This is a genomic window from Rhizobium sp. P2_G9, assembly GCF_056403475.1.
The window spans coordinates 25,807-48,376 of record NZ_JBFUFK010000024.1 but is presented as its reverse complement, the minus strand read 5'-3'; the positions used below and the strand labels follow the sequence as shown (position 1 = coordinate 48,376).

The 22,570-nt window shown below is 60.4% G+C and carries 17 protein-coding genes and 1 riboswitch; of the genes, 11 read left to right on the top strand and 6 right to left on the bottom strand.

Annotated elements, in window-relative coordinates:
- Window positions 1-4: 4 nt before the first annotated feature.
- From cobU to AC1DYF_RS20215, 4 genes are all read right to left on the bottom strand, one after another.
- A complete protein-coding gene (cobU, locus tag AC1DYF_RS20230; RefSeq protein ID WP_477878556.1) occupies window positions 5-532 on the bottom strand; it encodes a bifunctional adenosylcobinamide kinase/adenosylcobinamide-phosphate guanylyltransferase in 528 nt (175 codons plus the stop codon).
- 102 nt (window positions 533-634) lie between these two features.
- A riboswitch (cobalamin riboswitch) is annotated at window positions 635-1,005 on the bottom strand.
- Between the two features lie 55 nt (window positions 1,006-1,060).
- Window positions 1,061-3,643 carry a glycosyltransferase gene (locus tag AC1DYF_RS20225; protein ID WP_477878555.1) on the bottom strand — a complete coding sequence of 861 codons (2,583 nt, stop codon included), beginning with the start codon at window positions 3,641-3,643 and terminating at the stop codon, window positions 1,061-1,063.
- Window positions 3,644-3,930: 287 nt separating this feature from the next.
- Entirely contained in the window at window positions 3,931-5,583 is a 1,653-nt protein-coding gene (locus AC1DYF_RS20220; protein ID WP_477878554.1) for a peptidoglycan-binding protein, read from the bottom strand.
- 181 nt (window positions 5,584-5,764) lie between these two features.
- Window positions 5,765-7,237 carry a cobyric acid synthase gene (locus tag AC1DYF_RS20215; RefSeq protein ID WP_477878553.1) on the bottom strand — a complete coding sequence of 491 codons (1,473 nt, stop codon included), beginning with the start codon at window positions 7,235-7,237 and terminating at the stop codon, window positions 5,765-5,767.
- Between the two features lie 178 nt (window positions 7,238-7,415).
- Between AC1DYF_RS20215 and AC1DYF_RS20210 the strand changes: the two genes are divergently transcribed.
- The 9 genes from AC1DYF_RS20210 to AC1DYF_RS20170 all read left to right on the top strand — a co-directional run bounded on the left by AC1DYF_RS20210 (window position 7,416) and on the right by AC1DYF_RS20170 (window position 18,119).
- Window positions 7,416-7,892 carry an SRPBCC family protein gene (locus AC1DYF_RS20210; RefSeq protein WP_477878552.1) on the top strand — a complete coding sequence of 159 codons (477 nt, stop codon included), beginning with the start codon at window positions 7,416-7,418 and terminating at the stop codon, window positions 7,890-7,892.
- A complete protein-coding gene (locus AC1DYF_RS20205) occupies window positions 7,879-8,232 on the top strand; it encodes an ArsR/SmtB family transcription factor (protein WP_477878551.1) in 354 nt (117 codons plus the stop codon). Before AC1DYF_RS20210 ends, AC1DYF_RS20205 begins: the two co-directional genes overlap by 14 nt.
- Before the next feature lie 939 nt (window positions 8,233-9,171).
- Window positions 9,172-10,764 (top strand): ABC transporter substrate-binding protein, encoded by a 1,593-nt coding sequence (locus tag AC1DYF_RS20200; protein WP_477878550.1) that lies wholly within the window; start codon window positions 9,172-9,174, stop codon window positions 10,762-10,764.
- A 124-nt stretch (window positions 10,765-10,888) separates the two neighbouring features.
- A complete protein-coding gene (locus AC1DYF_RS20195) occupies window positions 10,889-11,839 on the top strand; it encodes an ABC transporter permease (protein ID WP_477878549.1) in 951 nt (316 codons plus the stop codon).
- A 119-nt stretch (window positions 11,840-11,958) separates the two neighbouring features.
- A complete protein-coding gene (locus AC1DYF_RS20190) occupies window positions 11,959-12,975 on the top strand; it encodes an ABC transporter permease (RefSeq protein ID WP_477878548.1) in 1,017 nt (338 codons plus the stop codon).
- A gap of 3 nt (window positions 12,976-12,978) precedes the next feature.
- Window positions 12,979-14,589: an ABC transporter ATP-binding protein gene (locus AC1DYF_RS20185; RefSeq protein WP_477878547.1), complete on the top strand. Its 1,611-nt coding sequence runs from the start codon at window positions 12,979-12,981 to the stop codon at window positions 14,587-14,589.
- A gap of 65 nt (window positions 14,590-14,654) precedes the next feature.
- Window positions 14,655-15,002 carry an MmcQ/YjbR family DNA-binding protein gene (locus AC1DYF_RS20180; RefSeq protein WP_477878546.1) on the top strand — a complete coding sequence of 116 codons (348 nt, stop codon included), beginning with the start codon at window positions 14,655-14,657 and terminating at the stop codon, window positions 15,000-15,002.
- A gap of 33 nt (window positions 15,003-15,035) precedes the next feature.
- A complete protein-coding gene (locus AC1DYF_RS20175; protein WP_477878545.1) occupies window positions 15,036-16,022 on the top strand; it encodes an aldo/keto reductase in 987 nt (328 codons plus the stop codon).
- Window positions 16,023-16,391: 369 nt separating this feature from the next.
- Window positions 16,392-18,119, top strand: a complete 1,728-nt coding sequence (locus AC1DYF_RS20170; protein WP_477878544.1) for a sensor histidine kinase — start codon at window positions 16,392-16,394, stop codon at window positions 18,117-18,119.
- Here the strand turns inward: AC1DYF_RS20170 and AC1DYF_RS20165 are convergent.
- On the bottom strand, window positions 18,096-18,554 hold the full coding sequence (locus AC1DYF_RS20165) for a hypothetical protein (protein WP_477878543.1): 459 nt from the start codon (window positions 18,552-18,554) through the stop codon (window positions 18,096-18,098). The two genes, AC1DYF_RS20170 and AC1DYF_RS20165, sit on opposite strands and share 24 nt — an antisense overlap.
- Before the next feature lie 153 nt (window positions 18,555-18,707).
- On the opposite strand from AC1DYF_RS20165, the gene bmt reads away from it, so the two are divergent.
- Window positions 18,708-19,718: a betaine--homocysteine S-methyltransferase gene (gene bmt, locus AC1DYF_RS20160; protein WP_477878542.1), complete on the top strand. Its 1,011-nt coding sequence runs from the start codon at window positions 18,708-18,710 to the stop codon at window positions 19,716-19,718.
- A gap of 13 nt (window positions 19,719-19,731) precedes the next feature.
- Here the strand turns inward: bmt and AC1DYF_RS20155 are convergent, their stop codons facing one another.
- Window positions 19,732-20,748 carry a glycosyltransferase family 2 protein gene (locus AC1DYF_RS20155; protein ID WP_477878541.1) on the bottom strand — a complete coding sequence of 339 codons (1,017 nt, stop codon included), beginning with the start codon at window positions 20,746-20,748 and terminating at the stop codon, window positions 19,732-19,734.
- A gap of 124 nt (window positions 20,749-20,872) precedes the next feature.
- Between AC1DYF_RS20155 and AC1DYF_RS20150 the strand changes: the two genes are divergently transcribed.
- Complete coding sequence (locus AC1DYF_RS20150; RefSeq protein WP_477878540.1) at window positions 20,873-22,564, top strand: O-linked N-acetylglucosamine transferase, SPINDLY family protein; 1,692 nt, start codon at window positions 20,873-20,875, stop codon at window positions 22,562-22,564.
- Window positions 22,565-22,570 lie beyond the last annotated feature (6 nt).

The window sequence follows — 22,570 nt, the reverse complement described above, 5'->3', positions numbered from 1 at the left end:
GGTCTTATCCCTTCATCTTCAGCGGCAATCCGGCCGCCACGAAATAGACGTCGCGGGCTTTCGCCGCGATCGATTGGTGCAGCCGGCCGGCATGGTCGCGGAAATCGCGCGCCATGCGATTTTCCGGCACGATGCCAAGCCCGACCTCGTTGGAGACCAGGATCAGCGTGGCTTTCGCTTGCCCCAGATGGTCGGCGAGCGCGGCAAATTCCGGCGCCAGCGCACGCTCCTCCATCATCAGATTGGTGAGCCAGAGCGTAAGGCAGTCGACGAGGACGACATTTCCCGGATGATCGACGGACCGAAGCGTTGCGACAAGGTCTACAGGCACTTCATGCGTCGTCCAGGCGTCGCCGCGCTGCACCTTATGATGTGCGATGCGGTCCGCCATTTCGGCGTCCCAGGCCCGACCAGTGGCGACATAATGGCGCGCAAGCCCGCTCTCGGCGGCCAGCCGCTCTGCAAAAGACGATTTGCCGGAGCGCGCACCGCCCAGGACGAATACGCTGGCAGGAGAAGAAAGAGCGGCCATCACGCGAAAACCGCGAGGCTATTTATACAGCCGCAAAGGCTGCGAACAGGATCGGGCGCCATCACAACCTCCGTGCTGCTGGCCAATAAAAACCGGGCGAGAATGCCCCTTGCTTGTCTGGCAGGTCTCCTGGCTCGCGGTTGCCACGTGGATTTCTCACACGCTATCGACATCCCCTCGCCTTCCCGGAATTTGGGCGCTGCGCAGACCGACGATTCGTAGAAGAAGAGGCGTCCAGTCCGTGTTGCCGTAGCGTCATTCCAGTGGCTTTGAAGCGACCTCTGCCCCATTTCGCGCCTGCGGCACCATGCCGTTTATCCGCGATATCGACGTCGATCACTCCTGGGGATGCCTCGCCGCTCTACAGTCGCGGGGTCGGCCGGGATGACAATGCCCTGATTGGGTCCATTCGTCCCGTTCCCTTTTGATCCCTGGGGCAAAGCCTTTCGGGAACCAAACATCGTCAAGAACTAGGGATTCCGTTGCGACAAGTCAATCGCATCTGCGACATTGTCGGCGGCGGTTTGGTTATGCAGCACCCATCTTGCGGCTCGCCCGGCGGGCTTCATAGAGCGACTTGTATCGGGCATATTCCTCGGCGCGCAGGATATGCCCCGGTCCCCAGGGCTTGGCAGTGCCGGCAAAATGCAGGATGCCGTCATTGCCAGTCGGTTCCTGCGCCGGTACGGCGTTCCAGATCGGATCGAATTCGGCGCGATTGGACCGTGCATACATGTTGAGCGCGTCCTGATCGTTCATGGCGAAATTCTCGACCAGCGGCACGGTCAGGCGCGAGGATTGGTCGTCACGCATCTGCGCCAGGTTCATCAGCGTCACACCGGCGTTGAAAGCCCGGAAATCGAGTCGTCCACAGGCATGCAGATGGCGGCGCAATTGCCAGGCCTTGGCGCTCTTCATCCGGTAAGTGGCGCGCTGCAAGAGGTCGTGACCCGTCCGCCAGGACAAGGGAATGCTGCTCTTGCCTGCCAGAGGCGCATCGCCAAGGTCCATGTCGTAGAGCTTGGCCAGATCGCCCTGGATGACGATATCGACGTCGAGATAGATGATCTTATCGACGTGCCCGAGCAAATCCGGCAGCAGCAAACGGTCGATCGTCGATGCGGTCGTGTGCTTGAGCAGGTTCAGATCGTCGGTATAGTTCACCTTGTCGAAATCGTAGATGGTGAACTGCGCTTCCGGGAAATCAGCGGCCAGATCCTCGAAATAGCTGCGCGCAATACCGCGGGCCAGGACGTGGAAAATGGCCGGCCGCGAGAGATTGCGGACCGCCGACTCAATCGTCACCGGCAGCATGTCGCAAAGATTGGCGTCGAGCGCGAAGGCGCCAATGACAGGATTGCTCCCCTCTGCAACCGGGTTGAGCGTATAGGCATCGGCGCGCAGCGCAGTGACGATAGCTCCGATGTCGAAGGACGGCTCCGGCCAAGCCGGAAAATCCGCGCAATAGGCGTCAGCTGCGGCAAGGTCTGCTTCGCAGATATTGCGCCATTTTTCGTAAACGCGCTCCTCGCTGGCGCCGTTGAAGATCAGCCGCAGGATCAGTTCGATCTTCTCGGCAATATTGCTGCGCATGCGTTCGAAGCGCGGCTTGCCGAGCCGCATCAGGCCTTCGAAGCGCACATCGCCCTTGTTCTTCGGCTTGAAGGTGACATCGAGGCCAATCGAGGTGCAGGGAAGATAGCAATGCAGCCGCGACGTCGCGATCTTCGAATAGCGCCGATAGCCGTTGAGCAGCTTGGTCGCAGCGTCGAGCGCATCGACGAGCTTCATTTCGCGCACACCGTCTTCGGCCTGCGTATAGGGCACGGCGTTGAGACTGGCAAATTCGTCGTCCTTGGTAGAATAATCGACGAGCGCGATCGTATCCTCGCCGGCATGCGGGACGTCATCGGTGAAAATCTGGCCGATCGTGGTGGTGACGCAGCCGGAGAAGAAAGCCTGCACGCCCTTTTCGCGCAACAGATAGACTGTCGTCCAGTCGCGACAACCGATCGGCTGGTATTTCCTCAGATAGTCGATCGCCTTGTCCGACAGCATCTCGCGATTGTTGACGTGGAAGGAGATAAAGATCGGTCGGATGTTATCATGGAACGGAAAATCGAACATCGTCTCGAAGACGGGATGCATGTACCAGCCATAGGCAAACATCCACGTCTTCTCGGGAATCGAATCCCAGGAGGAGAAGTCGCGATTGACTGCGATGGGACGGATCTTCGCCGTCCGTTTCACCAAACGGCCTTCAGGGGCGATCCGCGTCTTCAGTTCTTCCAGCTTGCGGCCGAGTTCGCTGTCGTCATAGCGTACGGACTGGAAGCGCGCGAGATTGGACAGGAAGGCGAGCGTCTGGACATAGTCGCCGATATTGGTCGTCGCATGGTGACGATCGATCATCTTGTAGTCGATGATGCCGAGATTGATCGTCTCGGCCTCGGAAGCCGGCGTGGCGGGATGATCGCGCTCGGGATTGCTTGCGAGATAGTCGCGCGCCCATTCGAGGTCGATGCGTTCCTCCTCCGTCAGTCCCCCGAAAGCGGGATCGATTTTGGCGATCCGTTCGATCAGCGTCGCCAGCAGATCATAGTTCTTCAGCGCCCCGGCGCGCTGGGCGATCAGCCAAAGGTCGGCTTGCTTTAGAGCCTTTGGCTCCGCATCGAGCATCGCGGTGAGCCTAGCCTGCGCGGCCTCCGGCTCTTTCTCCAGCCACAGGCCGAAAAACGCACCCGATACGACCTGCATGGCATGGTCGCGGCCGGCCTTGTTGAAAAGATGCCAGGCGAAATCACTATATTCGGTGCCGAGTGCGACGAGAGCCATGCCGAGATGCCCAAGCACCTCCGTCTCCGGCGAGGCCAGCAGGTTCTGAGAAAATGCCGAGGCAAGCCGCCGCTGGCGCGTCTCAAGAAGCTCGCGAATGAACGGGATGGCGTGCGAGGCAAGATCGGGAGCCTTAAGCAGGCTTTCGGCACGTTGCTCAGAGGCGAGCCGCTGCTCCTCGCGGGTCGTCGTCGCTAGGCCTTCGAGACCTTCGGCAGGCGAACCCTGCGATTTCTCGAAATACTTGGAAACGACGTCCTCGACACTATCCTGCACGACCATTCGCCTTCAAACAAGCGCCGTCCGGCAACGGCTATTCCATCGGCAGCGGCGCCTGCGGGCTCCATCCTGCCGAGCATTTGACTGACTTGAGCGATCCTGCGATCGGACATGCCATGTCTCGCCGACGCCGCGCTTATCGTCAAAAAGTGGGCAATAGGCAAGCCGCTTTGTCCATGAAGGACTGCAGACGTGGCGGGGAAACATTCAATCCTGTGCCGATACCAATAGCAAAACGGGCCGTCGAAACGGCCCGTCGCGAGACTTGCGAACGCGGCTTTGACTCAGCAGAAGCGTCGCCTGCGGCAGATGACCACCTTGTTACGCTTGAACTTGTGGCGTCCGATCACCACCGCGCCGAGGACACCCGCGGCAATCGCAGCGTCGACGCCGGGATGCCGTTCTTCGACGATGATTTTCTCGCGGCGCGGCCGGACGACGACGGGTTGCTCGGCCACATCGGGATGAGCGGCGACCCATTGGGCGTAGGAGACCTTGGATTGGATGCGGATCTGGGCGATCTGGTCACCGGAGAGATAGCCGCTCACCGGCGCGTTGTTGTCCTGCTGCCATGCGCTGATGGCATTGCGGGTGTTCGGGCCATAGGCGCCATCGGTTCCCATCGTGTCATAGCCGAGCGCGGTCAGGCGGCCCTGTATCTCGTGACGCGTTTCGCGCGTCGAAAGATAGGTGTCCTCGGTTTCCGGTGTTCCCTCGGTATAGTGCACCTGCTGCCTGCGCACGGTGTTCTGGCCCATATCGGTATTCTGCGACTTGTTGTCCATCTGGTTATCGGCCGTCTGGTTCTGGTCGTCGCTCTGCTGATCGTTCTGGGTCTGGTCCGTCTGGGTCTGGTCGTCGRCCTGGTTCTGATCGTCGGTCTTCGCCTGGTCGTTCTGATCGTCCGCCTGGTTTTGATCGTTGGCCTGGTTTTGATCGTCAGCTTGGTTTTGATCCTGAGCCTGATTCTGATCATCGGCCTGGTTCTGGTCGTCTGCCGTCTGGTTGTTCTTCAGCTTGGCCGTCTGTTCAGTCTTGCTGTCATCGCCCTCGTCGATATTGCTGGCCGGCTGTTCGGCAGCGGTCAGTTGCACGATGCGGGCCTGGGCGATCGCGGCGAATTTGCCCTTGGGGAAGGCCTTCAGATAGGCCTCATATTCCGGGATCGTATTGCCGTCGGAGGCGGCCTTCCAGACCGCATATTCCTGTTCCCATTCGCTGGACGGGGCCTTGGCCTGATCGTTCGGCTTGCTCAAGTCCTTGATCTTGGTCTGGCTGTCGTCCTGCGCCGTCTGAGTATCGGCGGCCGGCTGCTGCTGGTCAGCCTTCGCCTGCGTCTGATCTTCCGCAGGGGTCGTGGTCTTGGCGACGACGACCTTGGTCTCGGCGGGCGTCTTGGTCTCAGTGGGCGTTTTGGCGGCAGCGACCAGCGCATCGAGGCGGCTCTTCGCCACCTTGGCGAACTTGCCTTTCGGGAAAGCCTTCAGATATTTTTCGTAATCGGCCTGCGTGCCGGTCTTGGAGACCTGTTTCCACATCGCCAGGTCTTTTTGCTTGTCGGCTTCGCTCTCGGTCGCAGCCGTGTCTGCCGAGCGCGTCACCGTCGTGGTCGCATCGGCCGTCTGGGTCGTCTTCTCGACAACCTTGGTCGTGTTGGCGGTTTTGGTGCCGTTGAGCTCGTCGATGCGGGTCTTGGCGACGCTGGCGAACTTGCCGGTCGGGTAGATCTTCAGATAGGCCTGATAGTCGCCGACCGTATTGCCCTTTGAAGCTGTGCGCCAGGCCTGGAACTCCTGCTGCCAGCCGGAATCGCCAGGGGCCTGGGCAGCAGGCGCGGACTGGGCATGCGCAATGCCGATGCCGACCATCGGCGTGACGGACATGGAAAGGCTGACAGCTGATGCCATCAGCAGCCTGAAATGTTTGGAAAGCGTCATGAATTTTCCCCCGATTTCACCTGAAATGATCATTCCGGCGCTGTCTTTCCTCTGGGGCGACAATAGCCGAACTGACCGGGGAAAGCAAAGATGCTTCCCCTCGTTCCAGTTGAGTGACGCAATTCATCTTCGGTTTATTCTACGGCAATGAAGTTTTTTTGCGCTTCAGGCAGGGCAATCCTCAGGCAGACTGCAGCCGCCGCTGAAGAAGCGCTTCGAGCCAATCCCGGTCCAGCACCTGCGCGAGTTCCTGGGCGACTGCATCGAGCGCCTGGTCGACCTCGGCACGATAGTTGCGTGATCCGCCCTCAATGCCGAAATCGGCCAGGAGCCTGGCTCGGAAACCGTCATTGTCGAAGATGCGATGCAGATAGGTTCCTGCCACCCGCCCATCCGCCGACATAGCGCCGTCGGGTTCACCCTCGATTGCGACATAGGGACGTGTGCGATCCGGCCCGGATGTTTCGCCGAGATGGATCTGGTAACCGGTGAGCGGCACATCGTAGGCAAGCGAATGGGCACCGCTGTTGGCCACCGTCTTTTCCGGCGCCATCACTGTCTCAACGTCGAGAAGGCCAAGGCCCTCGATCTCTTTCTGCTCGCCTTCGAGCCCGAGCGGATCGAGAATACGGCTGCCGAGCATCTGGTAGCCGCCGCAAATGCCGAGCACCCGGCCCCCGCGCCTGACATGGGCGATGATCTCTTTGTCCCAGCCATTGTCGCGCAAGGCGTTGAGATCGCCGATCGTCGATTTCGAGCCCGGCAGCACGATCAATCCCGCATCGGCAGGCATTGCCTCGCCGGGCCGGACGAAGGTCAGGTCCACCGCCTCTTCAGCGCGAAGTGCATCGAAATCGTCGAAATTGGCGATTCTGGGCGTTACCGGCACGGCGATCCTGAGCGGCTTGGCCTCGCCTTTCGCCAACCGTTCAAGCGTCACCGAATCCTCAGCCGGCAGCCGTCCGGCCGCTTTCAGCCAGGGAACGACGCCGAAGCATGGCCATCCGGTAAACCCCTCGATCGCCCTTATGCCGTCGTCGAACAGGCTGACATCGCCGCGGAACTTGTTGATCAGATAGCCGGTTACCATGTCCCGGTCCTCCGGCGGCAGGATCACATGCGTGCCGACGATCGAGGCGATGACCCCGCCCCGATCGATGTCGCCCACCAGCACCACCGGCACATCGGCCGCGCGCGCAAAACCCATATTGGCGATGTCGCCGCGGCGAAGGTTGATCTCGGCCGGCGAGCCCGCCCCCTCGACGATGACGAGATCGGCGTCTGCCGAGATCAAAGCAAAGCTTTCCAGTACCTTTTCAAGCAGCGCCGGTTTCATGCCCTGATAGTCACGCGCCCTGGCCTGGCCATAGACCCTGCCCTGGACGACGATCTGGCTGCCATTGTCGCTCTGCGGCTTCAGCAGCACCGGGTTCATATGCACGGAAGAGGGCGTGCGGGCTGCAAGCGCCTGCAACCATTGCGCCCGGCCGATCTCGCCGCCATCATCGCTGACCGCGGCATTGTTGGACATGTTCTGCGGCTTGAACGGCCGGACCTTCAGGCCATGATTGGCCGCAAGCCGGCAGAGACCGGCGACCAGCACGGTCTTGCCGACATCCGAGCCCGTTCCCTGCAGCATGATCGTGCGCGCCATATCCAACTCCTTCTGTCACCCTCCGCATGCCACCGCACGGCATTCGGCGCAAGAAACCATTCCGCCGATTTCCGACGCAAAGAGAAACAGCAACGTTTTGGTTGCCATTTGCGTTTCACTATGGGATGGAAAAGCAACTTCTTGGTTGCCATTTAATCCATTCAGCAAGGAGACCATCATGTCCGAGACGATAGAAAACGCAGCCGCCACACCCGACACCATCATCCAGAGCATCGAGATCAACGCACCGGTCGCGCGCGTCTGGCGCGCACTGACCGACCACCGCGAATTCGGCGAATGGTTCCGCGTCAAGCTGGAAGCGCCGTTCGAACCGGGCAAGGAGTCGCGCGGCAACATCACCCATCCCGGTTATGAGCATGTCGTCTGGAAGGCTACGGTCAAGCAAATGCGCGAGCCCGACCTGTTCTCGTTCACCTGGATACCCTATGCGGTCGACCCGAATGTCGATTATTCGCATGAGGACCCGACACTGGTGGAATTCCGCTTGCACCCGACCGCGTCCGGCACGAAACTGACGGTCATCGAATCCGGCTTCGTCAAGGTCCCGGCCCATCGTCGGGCGGAAGCTTTCCGGATGAACAATATGGGCTGGGCGGCGCAGGTGCAGAACATAAAAAGCCATGTCGAATCCTGAACAACATTCCGCCGTTCTGGGCGCCGCACCGATCTTCGCGGCGCTGGGAGACCGCACGCGCCTGTCGCTTTTGAAGAAACTCTGCACCGGCGGGCGCCAGTCGATCGTCCGACTCTCGATCGACACCAACCTGACCCGCCAGGCCGTGACCAAACATCTCCGTGTGCTCGAAGACGCAGGCCTCGTTTGCGTGAGCCGCATCGGGCGCGAAAGCCAATATGTCTTCCAGCCCGAACCGATCGCCGTCGCCAAGACCTATCTCGACGACGTCTCGCGGCAATGGGGCGACGCGCTGGAGCGGCTGAAGATCTTCATAGAACAGCAGCCCGACGCAATGTGATACGCATCACCATGCTACGACATGTCCTAAAACGACGAAAAACCGTGCCGCCCCCTCTCGGGCCAAAGCACGGTTCGCCGCATATATCTGATTTGCCGGACAATACGCGTCTGGCAAATGTCTCCGGTACGCACTACCTGATCCGGAGAACAGCGGGGCTGATCGCCGGCTGCGACTTCACCATTAGCCGGACATCGTTACCGGGCGGTTATTAAGAGTTTAAACAATGGTGAATTCGTACTTTTTTCCGGAAAAATAAAAATATTTGCATCCTGCCTGCGACGACGCATGTGAGACACAAAACGTCTCGGTGAAAACGTTGATGCGACAGGTTGTTTGAAACACCCGCCAAAATAACAACCAATACCATCAGGCACCCGAGGCGCCGCTACCTTTGGTACGTATTTTTTGAGCCTTCACCCGAGCCAAGTCGAAGTTTTGCCCAGCATATTAGCAAATGCTCCTATGAAGGCAGTTGATTTCTTTGCTCAAACCCGTACATTCAAATTGTGCAAGGACGAAGACAGCCGATTGCGACAGATTTCCGCTTTCGGATGGACAATAAAAATCACCTTGTCACGGGAACTTTGTCTTCCGCTGCCAGACCCCGGACCCGGCTAGAACGGCAACCAGGGCGGTAAGGCGGATGGTTGGACGGACGGCGCGGAACGCCGGTCTGTCCTGAATTGGGAGAATTGGCTCTGCATGCAATCCAGGCATAAACAAAACAGCCTTGCCCGCAATGCGGGCGTGATTGCCATCCCATTTCCTGAACCCCTTCCGGCGAGATGACAGCAGCATCTGGCCGATTTCGGCCGTCGCAATGCTGTTACCTTCCGGACGCCGACACGGGTTCGGGAAAGTGAAACCTTCCGATTGCGCCTCCTGGGGAGGGAGCCCAACGATCGGAATTATCGAAGATAAACAAGGGAGACTGCCATGAATGAATTCGAACACAAACTGAAGCTCGCCGAGGAGATGGCCCGCAAGGGGCATCTGTCGCGCCGCGACTTCATGCAACTCGCTATGGCGGCAGGCATCGCGATCCCGATGGCATCCACCATGTTCTCGAAGGCCCAGGCCGCCGAACCCAAGAAGGGCGGCACGCTGCGTATCGGCATGGAGGGCGGTTCGGCCTCTGACTCGCTCGACCCGCGCACCTACGCTGACTCGATCATGATCGCCGCATCGCTCGCCATCATGAACGGCCTGGTCGAATTCGATCAGGACGGCAATCCGACCGGCGAACTGTTCGAGAGCTGGGATGTTCAGCCGGGCGCGCAGGACTGGGTGTTCAATGTCCGCCAGGGCATCAAGTTCTCCAACGGCAAGACGCTGGACGCCGACGACATCATCTATTCGATCGGGCTGCATCGTGGCGAAACCAAGTCGCCGGCAAAGGGCATCCTCGAGCCGATCGTCGAAATGAAGGCGCTGTCGCCGAAGCAGGTCGCCTTCACGCTGTCTTCAGGCAATGCCGACTTCCCGGCCATTCTCGGTGACTACCATCTGGTCGTCGTTCCGAAGGACCACACCGACTGGGACAACCCGATCGGCACCGGCGCCTTTACGCTCGAAAGCTTCGAGCCGGGCGTGCGCATCGCGCTCAAGAACCGCGGCGACTTCTGGAAGCCTGGCCGCGGCAATTTCGACAAGGTCGAAATCCGCTACATCCAGGATCCGGCCGCCCGCACCGCGGCCCTTCAGTCCGGCGAAGTGGACGCCGTCAACCGTCTGGATGCTCGCACGGTCGACCTTCTGATGAAGGACCCGAACCTCGCGATCGTTCGCACCAAGGGCACCGGCAACCGCTTCTGCTTCGTCTCGCGCGTCACCTCGGATCCCTATAAGAACAAGGATCTTCGCCTTGCTCTGAAATGGGGCATCGACCGCGAGAAGATCATCAAGCAGGTTTATGCCGGCTACGCCATTCCGGGCAACGACCATACGCTTGACCCGCTCAACCCCTACTACAACACCACGATGCCGCAGCGCACCTACGATCCGGATAAGGCAGCGTTCCACTTCAAGAAAGCCGGCCTCTCCAACGCGACGATCGAACTCAAGACGTCGGAAGGCGCCTGGGGCTCGGCAGTGGATTGCGCCCAGATTTACCAGGAATCGCTGAAGAAGGCTGGCATCGACCTGACGGTGACCAAAGTTTCCGGCGACGGTTACTGGGACAACGTCTGGCTCAAGGTTCCGTTCTGCGCTGTTTACTGGGGCCGCCGCCTGACCGCCGACCAGACCTTCACGCAGGAATTCGGCGGCAAGTCGGACTGGAACGACAGCGATTGGCGCGTTCCGGCATTCGACGACCTGCTCACGCAGGCCCGCGTCGAGCTCGACGAGGACAAGCGCAAGCAGCTCTACGGCAAGTGCCAGGAAATGATCTCCGAAGACGGCGGTCAGATCTGCTTTGCCATCACCGACTATCTCGACGGCTATTCGCCGAAGGTGCAGGGCGTACAGCCGCACCCGCGCTACGATCTTGCCGACCAGCGCCTGGCTGAAAAGGGCTGGTTCGCTTAAGTCCAGACGTGTGCAGGCCGGGCAAGCCCGGCCTGCCTCTGCCATCGCAGCCGGCCTCGCGGGGGATCGGACAGAGGCCGGCGATAGGCTCTTGCCCATAAAGACAAATAAAGGGGGCAGCTGAATGCTTCGTCTATTAGGCATCCGAATCATTCTCGGCATCGCGACCTTGTTCGCCGTCAGCGTCTTGATCTTCGCGGCGACAGAGGTTCTTCCCGGCGACGTGGCAAGTGCCGTGCTCGGCCAGGGCGCAACACCGGACACGCTCAAAGAATTCCGCCATGAACTCGGCCTCGACCAGCCGGCCTATGTCCGTTACGGCAAATGGCTGGGCGGTGTTGTGCACGGTGATTTCGGCAAAGCGCTGACCAATAAGCGCGACGTCATCAAGACGCTGTGGCCACGCTTCAAGGCGACGCTGTTCCTCGCCGGTTTTGCCGCCTGCATCGCCGTGCCGCTGGCAGTCGGCCTTGGCATCCTGGCCGCGATCAACGAGGGCAAATGGCCGGATAAATTAGCCAACATATTATCTTTGGCGGCGATATCTGTGCCTGAATTCTTCGTCGCCTATCTATTGATCCTGCTGTTCTCAGTGAAATTCAGAGTCTTTCCCTCACTGGCGACGGTCTATTCAGACATGTCGCTGGGAGAGAGCCTCTACACGGCGGCCCTCCCCGCTTTCGCGCTCACACTCCTGGTGACCGCCCATATGCTGCGCATGACCCGGTCCTCGGTTCTGTCGATCATGTCGCAACCCTATATCGAAATGGCCTTCCTCAAGGGCCTGCCGCGCTCGCGCGTCATCGTCCGTCATGCACTCCCCAACGCGGCAGCGCCGATCATCGCCGTCGTGGCACTCAACCTCGCCTACCTTATCGTCGGCGTCGTCGTCATCGAGGTCGTGTTCGTCTATCCGGGCGTTGGGCAATATATGGTCGACGGCGTCTCGAAACGCGACCTGCCGGTGGTGCAGGCCTGCGGCCTGGTCTTTGCCGGCACGTTCATCATTCTCAACACGACCGCGGACTTGTTGAGCATTCTCGTCAATCCGCGCCTGCGCAAACCGAAGGCGTGAGACATGAGAAGAGAAGTGTCGCTTCAGCCAGCCGCAGCTAAAAACAAACGAACGACCTCACGAAGTGATCGGCAGTGCAACTGCCGGACAATTGAGGGCTTTGTGCAGGGGAATTTGAGATGACCTGGTTCGTCATTTTCGTAGACGCTATTTTCTTCGTTTTCGTCTTCGGCACGATCGGTGCCTCCATGGCGCGCACGCGGGGCCTCGACCCGGTATTTTGGGGCTTCCTTTCCGCCGTCCTGCCATTGCAGGCGCTGCTGGCGCTGAAGGTGTGGGGTCCCCAACCCAATGCGCTGTCTGCATCGTCGTCTCGCTACAGGCCGACATTTTCGGCTTGGGTCGGCATCATCATCGTATCGCTCCTGATCCTGATTGCGCTGCATGCGCAGTGGATCGCACCCTATGATGAAGCCGAAACCATTGGCGACACATGGGCGCCGAGTTCCTCCCACGCATGGCTCGGCACCGACAATATCGGCCGCGACATGCTCAGTCGCTTGATCTTCGGCGCACAGATGACGATTGGCGTGGCGCTCTCGACCACGGTCCTCTCCTTCCTGATCGGCACCATAGCCGGCCTGTTCGCCTCGATTGGCGGGCCGGTCTTCGACCAGCTCCTGTCGCGCATCGCCGATATCATGCTGTCGATCCCGCAGCTGGTTTTTGCGCTGATCGTGCTCTCCATGTTCGGTTCGTCGATCCCGACGCTGGTGCTCACCATCGCCATCATCGATAGTCCCCGCGTCTTCCGCCTCGCCCGCGCCGTGTCGATGAACATTGCCGTGCTCGAATATGTCGAAGCCGCAAGGCTGCGTGGCGAAGGCAACTGGTGGATCATGCGCAGGGAAGTCCTGCCGAACGCGCTGCCGCCGATGATCTCGGAATTCGGCCTGCGCTTCTGCTTCAACTTCTTGTTCGTCGCCGGCCTTTCCTTCCTCGGGCTCGGCATCCAGCCACCCTATGCCGACTGGGGCGGCATGGTGCGCGACAACGGCAAGGCCATCTCCTTCGGCCTGCCGGCACCGCTCTGGCCCGCGATGGCGATTGCGCTGATGACCGTCGGCGTCAACCTTGTCGTCGACTGGATCCTGTCCATCAATGCCCGTCCGTCGGGCGCCTCGGCGGAGATGTAAGCCATGACTCAACCGATTCTCAAGCTCACCAAGCTCCGCGTCGAATCCGTCAATGGCAACGTTCTCGTCGACAATGTCTCGCTGGAGCTGCAGCGCGGCGAAGTCGTCGGCCTGATCGGCGAATCCGGCGCCGGCAAATCGACCATCGGCCTGTCCTCCATGGTCTATGCCCGTGCCGGCTGCCGCATCACCGGCGGCAGGGTGGAGATCGACGGCGTCTCCGTCCGCGATCTCTCCTACGAGGGACGCCGTGACATGCGCGGCCAACGCATCGCCTATATCGCCCAGTCGGCGGCAGCGTCGTTTAACCCGGCCCATACGATCATGGATCAGGTCTGCGAAATGCCGATCCAGCACGGACTGATGAAGAAGGAAGAGGCAGAGAAGAATGCCGTCGAACTCTTCCGTTCGCTCGGCCTGCCCAATCCCGAAACGTTCGGCAGCCGCTATCCGCACCAGGTGTCCGGCGGCCAATTGCAACGCGCGATGACGGCAATGGCGATCTCCTGCAAGCCCGACATCCTCGTTTTCGACGAGCCGACCACCGCGCTCGACGTCACCACCCAGATCGAAGTGCTGGCGCTGGTCAAGAAGCTGATCAAGGAACTCAACACCGCAGCGCTCTACATCACCCACGACCTTGCGGTCGTGGCCCAGGTGACCGACCGCATCATGGTGTTGCGCGGCGGCAAGATGATCGAGCTCGACACGACCGAGAACATTCTCAATCACCCGCAGAATCCCTATACCCAGGCGCTGGTTTCCGAACGCAAGGCGGCCGATCATTTCGACGAGCACATCGAGGAGCCGCAACGCGGGCCGACCATGCTCAAGGTCGACAATGTCGTCGGCAAATACGGCGATTTCACTGTGCTCAAGAATGTCTCGATCGACGTGTCGAGAGGCGAGACGGTTGCCGTGGTGGGCGAATCCGGCTCCGGCAAAAGCTCGCTGGCCCGCCTGATCGTCGGCCTGCTGCCGCGCACATCGGGCTCGGTGACCTTCGAGGGCAAGGAACTGACCGCGACGACCAAGGCGCGCAGCAAGGATGATCTGCGACGCATCCAGCTGATCTACCAGCTGCCGGATGTGGCGCTCAACCCGCGCCAGACGATCGGCGAGATCATCGGCCGGCCCTACCAGTTCTACTACGGCAAGACCGCGACGGAAACCAAAGCTCGCGTCGCCGAGCTCCTGACCCAGGTCGGCCTGCCGGTCGACTATGCCGGACGCCTGTCGACGGCGCTGTCGGGCGGCCAGAAACAACGTATCTGCATCGCGCGTGCTCTGGCCGCCGATCCGGAGCTGATCATCTGCGACGAACCGACCTCGGCGCTCGACCAACTGGTCGCCGAAGAAATCCTGAAACTGTTGAAGCGGCTACAGGATGATCTGGGGCTGAGCTATCTGTTCATTACCCACGATCTCGGCATCGTCCGCCGCATCGCGCACCGCACCGCCGTCATGCTGCGCGGCGAGGTGGTGACAGAGGGCCCGACCAGGCAGATCTTCTCGCCGCCTTTCCATCCCTATACCGAGAAGCTGATCTCTTCGGTCCCGGAAATGCGCACCGACTGGCTGACCGACGTGCTGGCGAAGCGCAAAGTGGTCTGAAGCCGGTTGAATTTGCCCTGAAAGCCGCCCATTGTGGCGGCTTTCGTGTTTCAGAGGTGTCCGACATGACCTTCGATGAATTGAGCGCCCTCCTCCTCTCCTGGGACCTTGTCGAGCCCAGCACGCATTACGGCACGCCATCCTTCAAGGTCCGCGGCAAGATGCTGACGCGCCTCAAGGAAGACGGCGATTCGATCGTCATCAAAGGCGTGCCGGCGGAGGAGCGCGCCATGCTCTGCGACGCCGACCACGAGCTCTATTATTTCACCGATCACTACAAGAATTATCCGATGCTGCTGATGCGCCTGTCGCGCACCGATCCGGAAACCGTGACAGCGATGCTGATGCGCACCTACCGCGAACTGCTGCCCAAAAAATATGGTCATACCATTGACTCTCCCCGCCGCCGCTGAAAAATGCCGCGCGAACCCGCAAGGAGAGAGACGATGAAATCGAGACAATTCAGCCGCACCCCCTGGTCCGCATCGGAAATCGGCTTTGGCGCCTGGGCCATTGGCGGCGCCTGGGGCGACGTGTCGGAAGCGGACGCCAAAGGCGCGCTCAACGCTGCGCTGGACGCCGGCATGACCTTCATCGACACGGCCGATGTCTATGGCGACGGCCGCTCCGAGCGTATCATCCGCGACGTGCTGAAAGAACGCGGCGGCACGCGCCCGATGGTCGCCACCAAGGCTGGCCGCCGCCTGCCCAAGCAGGTGCCGGAAGGCTATAGCCGCGAAAACCTCGAAGGCTGGATCGACCGCTCGCTCACCAATCTCGGCGTCGACACGCTCGACCTGGTGCAGCTCCATTGCCCGGCCCGCGAAGTGCTCTACATGCCGGAAGTCTTCGGCATCCTCGACGACCTGACCGCCAAGGGCAAGATCCGCTACTACGGCGTCTCCGTCGAAAAGGTCGAGGATGGCCTGAAAGCGATCGAATATCCCGGCGTCGTCTCGATCCAGATCATCTACAACATCTTCCGCCAGCGCCCGAACCAGCTGTTCTTCCCGCAGGCGAAGGAAAAGAATGTCGCCGTTATCGTCCGCGTGCCGCTCTCGTCGGGCATGCTGACCGGCAAGATGACGGCGCAAAGCCAGTTCGCCGCCGACGACCATCGCCTGTTCAACCGCAACGGCGAAGCCTTCGACATGGGCGAAACCTTTTCCGGCGTGCCTTATGAAGTCGGCCTCGAAGCCGTCGAGGAACTCCGCCCGCTCGTGCCCGGTGGCGCCAGCATGGCGCAGTTCGCCCTCAAATGGATTCTGATGCAGGATGCCGTCACCGTCGTCATCCCCGGCGCCAAGAACAAGAAGCAGGCCGAGGACAATGCTGCTGCGTCCGCCATGCCGGCGCTGTCGGCCGAGGTGATCGCGGCGGCAAAGAAGGTGTACGACGACAAGATCGCCAAATACGTCCATCAGCGCTGGTAGCAATGCCCGCGTCGCTGATTGACGAATTTGACATCGGAACGGGCTCGGCTTGAGAGCCAGTTCAGTTGCGATCATCCCTCACCGAGCGAAGCCAGGCACTTGCAGCACTCATACGGCCTTACCGGTGAGGGATCAACGTTCGCGCTCCATCTTTCGGTGCAATGAATCCTGGAGAAATCCGACGCGGGACAATTCAGGCATCGCCAGATTTTTCCGTCAAACGCCGCTCGCTTCACGACGGCCGTGGTTCATGAACGGTTATGCCGGACAGGCAATTTTCCCATTGTGTGCCAGCCAAATCTCACGCCAAAGTTTTAGAACTTGTGAATAGTTTCTGCCTTACCCTTCCGGCAACCGGAAGGATTGCCGATGCTGAACCGAGACGCGCGCCTGACATCGCAAATCACGATCACACTGATGGTGGTGTCGGGTATCGCTGCGGCACTGATCGCCGGCTTTTCCTGGCTGGCCTCCACGCAAATCGATCGGCTGGCCCTGGGCAGGCAAAGCGACATCGTCTCGCATGCGATCAAGGAGCGGATCGTCGCGGTGGCGAAGGAGCAGGAGAGCATCGCCATAGGAGACGATACGGTCGCCTATACCAGAGCGGGCAATCAGCAGTGGATGGCTGCTGCGATCGGAGCCTGGCTGCACTCCTATTTCGGCCACGACCTTGGCCTTGTCCTGAACGATCAGAACAAGATCATCTTTTCGGCGCGCGAAGGCAGGCCCGCCCCTCCTCCCATCCTTGCGGCCGACCGGTCGAGGATTGATGCGATCGCCGCCGAGGTTCGCCGTCACCTCGTGGAGACCGACGGAACAACCGGGCAATCCGCATCGCTGCGCGAAATTTCCGTGACGAAGGTCGCGCTGATCGAGGGCAGGCCCGCGATTGTCAGTGCTCGTCCCATACTTCCAAGCACGACGGGCATTACGGTCCGCGCAAGTGCCGCATTTCTGCAAGTCGCAGTCAAATTTCTGGACGGAGATATTCTTGCCGCTGTTGGCGAAGATGCCCGCGTCAAAGCCATACGATATATTCCCGAAAAGGCCGGCAGGCCCGAAGCGGCAGTTCCGATCATCGGGCTGGAAGGCAATATTCTCGGCTATGTTACCTGGAACACGATCAAGCCTGGCTTGATGCTGATGGAGAAGATCGCCCCCGGCGCTCTGATTGGATTTGCGATCGCAGCCAGTGCTGTTATCTATCTCGGCCTCGGTCTACGCAGGGCGTCGCGTGCGCTTGTGCATTCTCGGATCGAGCTTCTGGCGCATCGCAACGAATTGGAAGAGACGGTGAAACAACGCACCGCGGAAATCGAGCGGCAGAAGGCCGAACTCGACCGGATGCTGCAGCAGGAAAGGCACGTCAACGCTCTACAACGCCAGTTCGTATCGATGGCATCCCACGAATTCCGAACGCCGCTTGCCGTGATCGATGCAGCGGCACAGAGATTGATGCGGCAGAAGGAGGTGCCGACCACCAGCTATATTGCCGAGAAAGCCACCCTGATCCGACAATCCGTCGCCCGCATGGTCGATCTGATGGAGAGCATTCTTTCTGCCGGTCGCCTGACCGACGGAATAGATGGAATTCATGTCACGGATGTCGACTTGGCCGAACTTGTAGAGAAAGTCTGCGAGCGCCAGACCGAAATCGGCAAGACGCACAAATTCCACATCGATATGGCTCTCCGGCCCCTGTCGGCAAGGGCTGATCCTTCTGCACTCGAGCAAGTGTTCACCAATCTGGTCTCGAATGCCATCAAATACGCGCCGACCGCACCCGACATCTTCATCAAGGGCTGGATGGGAGACGGAATGATTCATGTCTCCTTCCGCGACCAAGGTATCGGCATGGATGCGGACGACATCCCCAAACTCTTCCAGCCTTATTTCCGGGCGAGAAGCTCCACCGGCATCGCGGGCACAGGAATAGGTCTGAACCTCGCCAAGCAGGTGGTCGATCTGCATCACGGTTCGATAAACGTCGCAAGCGTGTTGGGTCGCGGTACGACCTTTACCGTTTCCCTCCCCGCCGGCGCGCAAGATCCGGAGGCCTCGCGCACGACCTTACGCCCGATCCGCGCGGCATAGGAAAACAAGGACTGATCCATGACAACCATTTTGTGCATCGAAGACGAAAGCGATATCCGGCAGCTGATTGCCGAAGAGCTTTCCGACATCGGGTTCGGCGTATTGGAGGCAGGCAATGGCCGCCAAGGCCTGGAAATCCTGCTTGAGAAACGCCCCGATATGGTCATTTGCGATATTTCCATGCCGGTCATGGATGGCCACCAGCTGCTGGCCGAGATACAGCGCAATCATCCGGAGCTCTCCCACATCCCGTTCATCTTCCTGACCGCGCTCACGGATATGAACACCCTGGTTGCCAGCATGGAAGGCGGCGCCATTGATCATCTGACCAAGCCGATCGACTTTGATGTGCTGATCGCCAAGATACAAAGGCACGTTGATCGGCTCGTCGGCAGCCAACAATGTCGTTTTAGCAATTCGGGTTAACTGGTTCATACACCATTCACCCTGCCGGCCGTGCCTATCCTTTTGGATGCCCTGACTGCATGATTAGCCTATGGCCGGTGCTCTGTTTCTTACGGCACGCCCCTTGCCATCGCATAAAGATATCTTTATATCTTTCTGTATTCATTATTCGAGGACGTTGCCATGACCGCCGCCGCCAATCCGCTTTCCGATCTCCTGGCCGAAAAGGGCGTCCTGCTCGCCGACGGCGCCACCGGCACGTCTCTGTTCGCCATGGGGCTTGAGGCTGGTGAGGCGCCGGAACTGTGGAACGAGGCGAAACCGGAAAACATCACCAAGCTGCATCAGGATTTCGTCGACGCCGGCGCCGATATCATCCTCACCAATTCATTCGGCGGTACCCGCCATCGGCTAAAACTGCACCACGCGCAGGGCCGCGTGCATGAACTCAACCTCAAAGCAGCCAGCATTGCCCGCGCTGTTGCCGACAAGGCGCCGCGCAAGGTGATCGTCGCCGGCTCCGTCGGCCCGACCGGCGAACTGTTGATCCCGCTTGGCGCGCTCACCTATGAAGACGCGGTCGATGCCTTTGCCGAACAGATCGAAGGCCTCAAGGCCGGCGGCGCCGATGTTGCCTGGATCGAGACTATGTCTGCCCCGGATGAAATCCGCGCAGCCGCCGAAGCCGCCGTCAAGGTCGGCCTGCCCTTCGTCTACACCGGCTCGTTCGACACCGCCGGCAAGACGATGATGGGCCTGGCGCCGAAGGACATCCATGGCGTGGCGCCCGATATCGGCGAAGGCCCGATCGCTGTCGGCGCCAATTGCGGCGTCGGCGCTTCCGATATCCTGGCAACGCTGCTGTCGATGACCGAGGCCAGCCCGGAAGCGACGATCGTCGTCAAGGGCAATTGCGGCATTCCGGAATTCCGCGGCGAAAAGATCCATTATTCCGGCACGCCGCCGCTGATGGCTGAATATGCGCATCTGGCACTCAATGCCGGCGCCAAGATCATCGGCGGCTGCTGCGGCACGTCCTGCGAACATCTCGCCGCCATCCGCCAGGCTGTCGATAGCCACACGCCCGGCCCCCGCCCGACCCTCGAGACGATCGTCGAAAAAATCGGGCCGCTGCGCAACAAGACCGCGGAAGAGCAGGCCGCTCCGCGCGAACGCCGCAGCCGCCGCGGCTGATCAGCTTTTCGTCTCAGCCTTCCATCGCGGCGCGGTGGAAGGCGCGATAGCGCTCAGCAAGCCCGGGCTGGATGCGGTCGACCATAGCAATCGCCCGCGTGAGCTGGCGCTCGCCATCTGGTTCGGCAATCAGTGAGTCAGCCTCGGCCTTCGTCTGATCGTCAAAAGAGTCCGGCTGTTCCCGAATTGTCTTCATCAGCCCTTCAAGGATCGGCCGTCCGGCGGTCGCCATCACATCGCGCTTGCCCGCTTCGTTCAGAGGTGAACCTCGGTGCAGGGCAAGGATGACGATATCGAGATAGAGCAGCAGCAGCTTGAAGCGCCGTGCCGTGACCGGCAGGCCGACAGCGGTGTAAAAACCCTCGATCTGGCCGTTGATCTTCTCGTCACGATCCCATTGATGGTAGTTGTACTTGAAGACAATGCCGGGATCGTAAGGCAGGCGGCCGAACGAGAACATCACGCTCGCCAGCGCCCAATCACAATAGCTGGCCTTGAGCGGGTGGTGATCGAGGAAGAACAGCATCAGGTCGGTATAGGGTTTCCGCCGGAAAATGCTGTAGAAGGCCGCATTGTCGCCGCCGGCCTTGTCGTTGTAGCGCATGATCCGCCCGCCGGGCGTCTCGTCGAGGATGGGAAAATCCTTGACCCGCATCACCCGTCCCTCGGAATTCATCACCGCGATCAGCGGCCGCACGCCGATGCATTCCGGCGGCACGCGCGCCAGATCGAGCGGCTGATCCTGGGGGCTGACAAACAACTCGTCATCATCGCCCATCATCATCACGAATTCGGTCTCCGCAGCGGCGAAGACAGAGCGGAGGTTGGTATGCAGCGTCGTGTCCGGCGGCTCGACATAGCGCAGGCGTGGCGAGACATTCTTGAGCAGCTGGCGCTTCTCCGGATCGCGCGAATTGTCCGAGACGATCAGCAGCGCATCGCGCTTTTCGCAGAAGGCGAGCGCCGTCTCGATCGACCGGCGGCTGTCGGCGAGCTTGCGATTGGATGGCAGGAGGATGGAAAGCAGCACGGTGTCAGCTCGAATGAGAGAATTCGCAACTGTGTTAGCCGCCCTGCCCTGCCCGGCGCTTGCGGCAGACAGGATCGGGCAAGGCTAGGCTGGAATGGTGCCGGCGAGAAAGGATGATGTCTCGATGACAGCCTTGCTGCAGGATGCGCTACAAAAATACAAATCCGGCGATTTCCACGGCCTGCTGAAACGGCATGGCGGCTCGGTCGCGCATAAGGATTGCCCGCAGATTCTGCTCGTGCTGTTGGCGCAAAGCCATCTTAAAACTGGCAATGAGCTGAAGGCGGCCGAGCATTACCGCAAAGCGGGCGAAGCGAAGGGGGAAAATCACCTCAACTATCTGCTGCTTGCCGGTAATCTCTTCATCCGCCACTCGGCGTTGGAAGAGGCTTATGGCGCCGCTCAAAGTGCGATCAAGCTCGCACCGCGTGACCCTCAGGCGCTAGAGCTCTATCATCGCGTCCTGCTCGAAAGCTGCCTGTTCGACGAGATCGGCCACGTCCACGCGATGCTGCTCGACGGCATGAGAAAGCGCGATCCCATCGCGCTCAAGGCCAACAGCCCCTTCGACAATGTCTCCTGGTGCACGGACGAGGCGATCAATGCCAGCCTGATCCCCAGCGCGCTAACGCATCCGGTCACGCCGGACATGCGCGCCAGACGCCACGCCCGGCCGCATCGATGGGCCGAAAAGCTGCGCATCGGCTACCTGTCCGATGATTATTACGACACGCATGCGACCATGCATCTTTTCCAGGGCGTGATGCTGAGCCACGACGCGACCCGCTTCGAGGTGACGCATTTCTGCCTCACCAGCGCCGCCAACATCGCCAAGGACCAGGGCATGCGGAGCCGCTATCCCGGCCTCTTGCCGATCGGGCATCTCAGCGACGACGCGGCCGCCGAGCTGATCCGCAGCCGCAATATCGATATCCTCGTCGACCTCAAGGGCCACACCAACGGTAGCCGGCCGAATCTCGTCAATCTCGGCCTGGCGCCGGTGCAGGCCGCCTATCTCGGCTTTCCCGGCAGCGGCAACGGCGTGGATTGCGATTACGTCATTTCGGACAAGATCGTTACGCCGGACGCGTCAAAACCCTATTATCACGAGAAATTCTGCCGATTGCCCGAGAGCTATCAGGCCAATGACAACCTCTACCGTCCACGCCCTATAGCGGCGGAGCGATCCGCGCTCGGGTTGCCGGAAGACCGAATCGTGCTCGGCTTCTTCAATGCGACGCGCAAGCTGACGCCGGAGACCTACCGGCAGGTCGTCGAAACCCTGAAAAGCACCGAGAAAACCGTGCTCTGGATCCTGTTCTTCAACCGTTTCGCGCAGAAGAATTTCCTTGCTTCTATCGTAAGGGAAGGCATCGATCCGGCCCGGATCATTTCCGCCCCGAAAGCACGATATGCCGACCATCTTGCGCGCCTGCCTGCTGTCGATATCGCGCTCGATTCCTTTCCCTATAATGGCCATACGACGACATCGGACCTGCTCTGGGCCGGCGTGCCGGTGGTCACCTATAGCGGTTCTCATTTCGCCTCGCGCGTTTCCGAAAGTTTGCTGACCGCACTCGGCCTGCCGGAGCTTGTCGCCGACGACGCGGATGGATATATCGCCCTTGTCCGATCGCTTGTCACCGATCCCGAAAGGCGACAGCTGCTCCGGCAAAAGCTCACCGCCAACCGCGAGACCATGCCGCTGTTCGACACGGTGCGGTTCACGCGGCATCTGGAGCGGGCTTTCGAGATGATGGCAGACCGCGCCCGGCGCGGCCTGCCGCCGGAGCACATCGATGTGCCGCCGCTTTAGATTATG